The sequence below is a fragment of the Streptomyces sp. NPDC055078 genome, from assembly GCF_053607985.1.
The window spans coordinates 1-5,444 of the sequence record NZ_JBSGUP010000568.1; the positions used below are offsets into that span (position 1 = coordinate 1).

A 5,444-nucleotide genomic window follows, 5' to 3' on the forward strand; every position below is an offset into this window, starting at 1 on the left:
GGTACATACAGCAGGGTCGGATGGTGCGGCAGCCGCAGCGACCCGGTGGCGAGCGCGGCCGCGAGCAGTACGGACCCGGCGAGCGGATCACCCGCCGCGACCACTGTCCGCGCGTACGGCAGTTGCCGGGCCAGCTCCGCCCGCAGCGGTACGAGCAGGGGATCGCCCATCTTCAGCAGGCCACCCGTCAGGGCGACGTCCCGCTCCCCGGCACCCCCGGGGGCGGGCGGGCAGACGGCCGCCGCCGCCTCCGCGACATGGCCGGCCGCGAGCGCGAGGATGCCCGCCGCCACCTCGTCCCCCGCCTCGGCGCAGCGGGCGACCTCCGGGGCGAACGACGCCAGCACCGCGGGGCGGTCCGTCCGCGGATACACCATGCCCGGCAGCTCGTCCGCCGGCCCGAACCGCTCCTCGGCGGCGGTCAGCAGGGCCGCCGAGCCGCCCCGCCGCCCGTCGTGCGCGCGCAGCGCCGCCTCCAGACCCGCGCGGCCGATCCAGGAACCGCCGCCGCAGTCGCCCAGCAGATGCCCCCAGCCGTCCGCCCGGCGCCAGCCGGCCAGATCCGTACCCGTCGCGATCAGGCCGGTGCCCGCGGCGACCACGGCCCCGGGACGCTGGCCGAGCGCGCCCGCGTACGCCGTCACCGCGTCCGCGGCGAGCACGAGCCGCCGCACGCCCAGCGACGCGTCCAGGGCGGCGGGCAGTTCGGCGCGCAGCCGGCCGCCGAGGGTCGCCATCCCGGCTGCCCCGACCGCCACCGCTGCCAGGGTGCCGCCCCCGGCGTCGGCCAGCAGGGCGCGCGCCATCGGTACCAGCTGCTCCAGCAGATGCCCGGGATCGATCCCCCCGGCGCCGGTGCGCACCGGCTCATGCGACCGCAGGGTCTCGGAGCGGGCCGGATCGAGGGCGTCGGCGAGAGCGACCCGCAGCCCGGAGCCGCCGGAGTCCACCCCGAGCACCCGGCGCACGGCGGACCCGGTCACGGCAGCCGCCAGTCCACGGGCCGCGCCCCCTGCCGCTCCAGCAGTTCATTGCTCCGGCTGAACGGGCGCGAGCCGAAGAACCCCCGGTCCGCCGACATGGGGGAGGGGTGCGACGACTCGATCGCGGGCAGCTCGCCGAGCAGGGGTCGCAGATTGCGCGCGTCGCGCCCCCACAGCACCGACACCAGGGGCGTACCGCGCGCGACGAGCGCCCGGATCGCCTGCTCGGTGACCTCCTCCCACCCCTTGCCCCGGTGCGCGGCGGGCTTGCGGGGCGCGGTGGTGAGGGCCCTGTTGAGCAGCAGGACGCCCTGCCGGGTCCATGGCGTCAGATCGCCGTTGGAGGGGCGGGGGTGCCCCAGGTCCGCGTGCATCTCGCGGAAGATGTTGTCCAGGCTGCCCGGCACGGGCCGCACCTCGGGCGCCACCGAGAAGCTGAGCCCCACCGCGTGCCCCGGGGTGGGATAAGGGTCCTGACCGACGATCAGCACCCGCACCTCCTCGAACGGCTGCTGAAAGGCGCGCAGCACATGCGCGCCCGCCGGGAGATAGGTGCGTCCCGCGGCGATCTCCGCTCGCAGGAAGTCCCCCATCGCGGCGATCCGCTCCGCCACCGGCTCCAGAGCGTCCGCCCAGCCGGGCTCGATGATTTCTTTCAAAGGTCGTCGCGCTGTCACGGGGCGTCACTCTACTGGTGGAACGGCATGGGCCCGGGCGGCTTCGGTCATCCGCCCGGGGGCAGGGGCGGCCCATCGGGTCAGCCCAGGGTCACGGCGCGCACACAGAGCACATCCGGCAGATGCGAGGCGAGCAGCCGCCAGCTGTCCCCGTCGTCCGCGCTCGCGTACAGCTCGCCGTTCCGATTGCCGAAGTACACCCCCGCCGGGTCGCCGTCGTCCGTGCACAGGGCGTCCCGCAGCACCGTGCCGAAGTGATCGCCGTCCGGCAGTCCGGCCGACAGCTCCTCCCAGCCGCGCCCCGCGTCCGATGTGCGGTAGACGCGGCAGCGCCGGCCGGCCGGGACCCGGTCGCTGTCCGCGCTGATCGGGAAGACATAGGCGGTGTCCGGGCGGTGCGGATGGGCCGCGACGGCGAAGCCGAAGTCCGAGGGCAGCCCCTGCCCGATATCGGTCCACCGGGCGCCCCCGTCGTCGCTCCGGAACACCCCCCAGTGGTTCTGGAGATACAGCCGGTCCTCGTCCCCCGCGTCCTGCGCGATCTTGTGGACGCACTGCCCGAACTCCGGGTTCGGGTCGGGCAGGAAGACGGCGGACACCCCGTCGTGGGGCGGCGCCCCGCGCGCGCCGCCGGCCTGGGAGCGGAACACCCCGGCCGTCGACACGGCGACGGTCACCGCGGCCGGATCCCGGCTGTCGGTGACCACGGTGTGCACCGCCTCGCCACCGCCGCCGGGCACCCACCGCGAGCGGGTGGGATGCTCCCACAGCGCCCGCACCAGGTCGAAGCTCTCCCCGCGGTCGGCGGAGCGGAACAGCGCGGCCGGCTCCGTCCCCGCGTACACCACGTCCGGGTCGGCGGGCCCGGCCGGATGCAGCTGCCACACCCGCTCCAGGGAGGCACCCGTGTCCTGGGGGAACTTCACGGCGGGCCGGGCGGGCTCGGCCCAGGTCGCGCCGAGATCGTCCGAGTGGAACACCGACGGCCCCCAGTGGGCGCTGTCGCCGCCGACGAGGAGCCGGGGACCAGCGCCGCGGGTGTCGATCCCGATCGAGTACACGGCCTGGGCGTTGAAGTGGGGGCCGTTGAAGTCCCACGCCCCGCCGCGGCGGCGGCCGATGAAGAGTCCCTTGCGCGTGCCTACGGTGAGCAGTACGTCGGTCATGACCGATCCCTCCAGGACGTCAGTGTCTGGGATAGGGGCCAGTCTGCACCCCACCACTGACAGTGGCCTGTGGAGCGGCGGTTCCCGCAGCTCAGCGACCGCCCCACCCCGGTTCGCCACCCGTCCGGCGCGGGCGTTCAACGGCGTCCGGGCGCGCGCCCACGGCTCAGGCGTCCCCGGCCGCGGAGGCCGCCCGGCCCGCCGTGACCGGCTCGGCGTCCGTCGGTTCGGCACCCGTCGACCCGGCGTCCGTCGGTTCGGCACCCGTCGGCCCGGCGCCCGAGTCCGCGATGTGCAGCGCCTCGACGAGTTCGCGGTAGAGGCTGTCGGTCCGCAGGAGTTCCTGGTGGGTGCCGATCGCGCGAACGCGTCCGGCCTCCATGACGACGATGCGGTCGGCGTGGATGACGGTGGACAGCCGGTGGGCGATGGAGATGACGGCGGCGCGGTCGGCGTGCGCCCGGACGCGCTCGGTGATGGCCGCCTCCGTGATGGCGTCGATCTGCGCGGTCGCCTCGTCGAGGAGCAGGACGTCCGGCGTACGGAGCAGGGCGCGCGCGAGCGCGATGCGCTGGCGCTGACCGCCGGAGAACGAGGTGGCCGTCAGCTGGGTGTCCAGGCCGTCGGCCAGCGAGTCGATGTGCTCGGTGAGGCGCACGTCGTCCAGGGCCCGGCGCAGGTCGTCCCCGGCGTCGGGGTGGGTGAGGAGCAGGTTCTCGCGGATGCTCCCCGGAATAACCGGGGTGTCCTGTTCGACGTACGCGAAGCGCTCACGCACCTGCGCGGGGGAGAGCCCGCTGTAGTCGGTGCCATCCAGGTGGAGGCTGCCGCTCTCGGGTTCGAGGAAGCGCAGGAACAGGGAGAGCAGCGTGGTCTTGCCCGCACCGGACGGGCCGACGACGGCGGTGTGCCCCTGGGCGGGGATGGCGAGATCGATGGAGCGTACGGCGGGCTCGCCACCGGGCCCGTACCGCGCTGTCACCCCGCGCAGTTCGATCACCGGCGGTGCCGGGCTCGGGTGCGGGAGCCGGTCGGGCACGGGCTCCCGCGATCCGGGCAGGCCGTCCGGACCGGCGGCGGCCTCCCGGGGGAGCGCGTCGACCTCGCGGATACGGGAGGCCGCGGCGATCCCCGACTGGAGGGCGGTCACATGGGTGGACAGCTCCGTGATCGGGCCCATGAGGTTGAAGGCGTAGAGGAGGAACGCGATCAGCCCGGAGACCTCCAGCAGCCCTTCGGAGACCCGCCACGCACCCACCCCGAGGATGAGGATGATGGCGAGCTGGATGCCGCCGAAGGCGACCGTCCAGGCGACCGCCTCGCGCCGGACGGCGGCGACGCCGTGCCGGGCCGCGTCGCGGGCGTTGGTGACGATCTGCTCGGTCATCCGTTCCTCGGCGCGGCTGGCCTTGACGGTGCGCAGGGCGCGCAGCGCGCCTTCGAGTACGCCGCCCATGCGGCCCAGGGAGTCCTGGGCCTGTTCCTGGGCCGTGGCGATCTTCGGCATGAGGGTCATGAAGACGACGCTGATGACGAGGACCGCGCCGATGGTGACGCCCAGCAGGACGAGGTCCAGGGTCCCCATGAGGACGAGCGTCCCGATCAGGACGACGGTGCCGTTGATGAGTCCGATGACGCTGGAGGACGCGGCTTCCCGCAGCAGCACGGTGTCGGATGTGGCGCGGGTGGTCAGCTCACCGGTGGACTTCTTGGCCAGCGGCAGCAGCGCGGACTGGAAGTAGCGCCGTACGACCGACTCTCGGGCATCGAGCACGATCCGCTCCGACACGGTGCCCAGCAGGATCGCCTGCCACATCCCGACCGCCGCGCCGACGACGAGCAGGATCAGCAGGACGGTGATCGGCCAGGCGAGCCGGACGTCTCCGCTGAGCGAGTCCAGGACCATCTTGGTGGCCATCGGGGTGGCCAGCTCCATCGCCGACCCGAGGAGGGCGAGGAGGAGTCCGAGCGCGAGCCGGCGCTTGTAGGGGCGGGCGAAGCTCCACAGGAGCCGCAACCTGCCGAACCGGGGGACAGGTGGGGGAGGTGAGGGAGGGCCTTCAGTAAATAGGTCACTCATGACCTAAAGTAGAACACGCATGGCCTATTACGGGCAAGGGCTGCCTTATATATGCTGTGGTTGTGCCGAAGCAGACGCAGTCAGAGGAGTCCCGTACCCGCACGCGGACGCGGCGGGCGATCCTGGACGCCGCGGTCGCCGTGCTCGGCGAGGAGCCGAAGGCGTCGATGGGGCAGATCGCCGCCGCCGCAGGTGTCGCGCGCAGCACCCTGCAGCGCTATTTCGCGGACCGGCCCGCACTGCTCGCCGCCCTGTCGGCGTACGCCCGCGAGCGGCTCGACGAGGCGGCCCGGCAGGCCGGGGTGGACGAGGGCCCGGCCCTGGAGGCGCTGTCCCGGCTGGTGGCGGAGTACTTCGCCATCGGCGACATCGTCATGCTGGTCGTTCCCGGCTGGGAGGCCGAGGGGTGGGCCGGCGATTACTCCGAGGCGGACCGCGTCATGGCGGTGCTCCTCGACCGGGGGCGCCGTGAAGGGGTGCTCGACGAGAAGCTGTCCGACAACTGGATCGAACAGCTCATGTGGGGGACGCTCTACAC

5 protein-coding genes are annotated in these 5,444 nt (G+C 73.7%); 1 reads left to right on the plus strand and 4 read right to left on the minus strand.

Translation table 11 applies throughout. The features are described 5' to 3' along the window. The 4 genes from ACWF94_RS32165 to ACWF94_RS32180 all read right to left on the minus strand — a co-directional run. On the minus strand, positions 1-983 hold a 983-nt coding region (locus ACWF94_RS32165; protein ID WP_453496555.1), incomplete at its 3' end, for an N-acetylglucosamine kinase. Further along, a complete protein-coding gene (locus ACWF94_RS32170) occupies positions 980-1,642 on the minus strand; it encodes a uracil-DNA glycosylase (protein ID WP_453496567.1) in 663 nt (220 codons plus the stop codon). The genes ACWF94_RS32170 and ACWF94_RS32165, both read right to left, overlap by 4 nt. Before the next feature lie 98 nt (positions 1,643-1,740). Next, positions 1,741-2,826, minus strand: coding sequence for a WD40/YVTN/BNR-like repeat-containing protein (locus ACWF94_RS32175; protein WP_453496558.1), 1,086 nt, complete (start codon positions 2,824-2,826; stop codon positions 1,741-1,743). Positions 2,827-2,992: 166 nt separating this feature from the next. Continuing rightward, a complete protein-coding gene (locus ACWF94_RS32180) occupies positions 2,993-4,906 on the minus strand; it encodes an ABC transporter ATP-binding protein (RefSeq protein ID WP_453496561.1) in 1,914 nt (637 codons plus the stop codon). A 62-nt stretch (positions 4,907-4,968) separates the two neighbouring features. Here ACWF94_RS32180 and ACWF94_RS32185 point away from each other — a divergent pair. Continuing rightward, on the plus strand, positions 4,969-5,444 hold a 476-nt coding region (locus ACWF94_RS32185; protein WP_453496564.1), incomplete at its 3' end, for a TetR/AcrR family transcriptional regulator.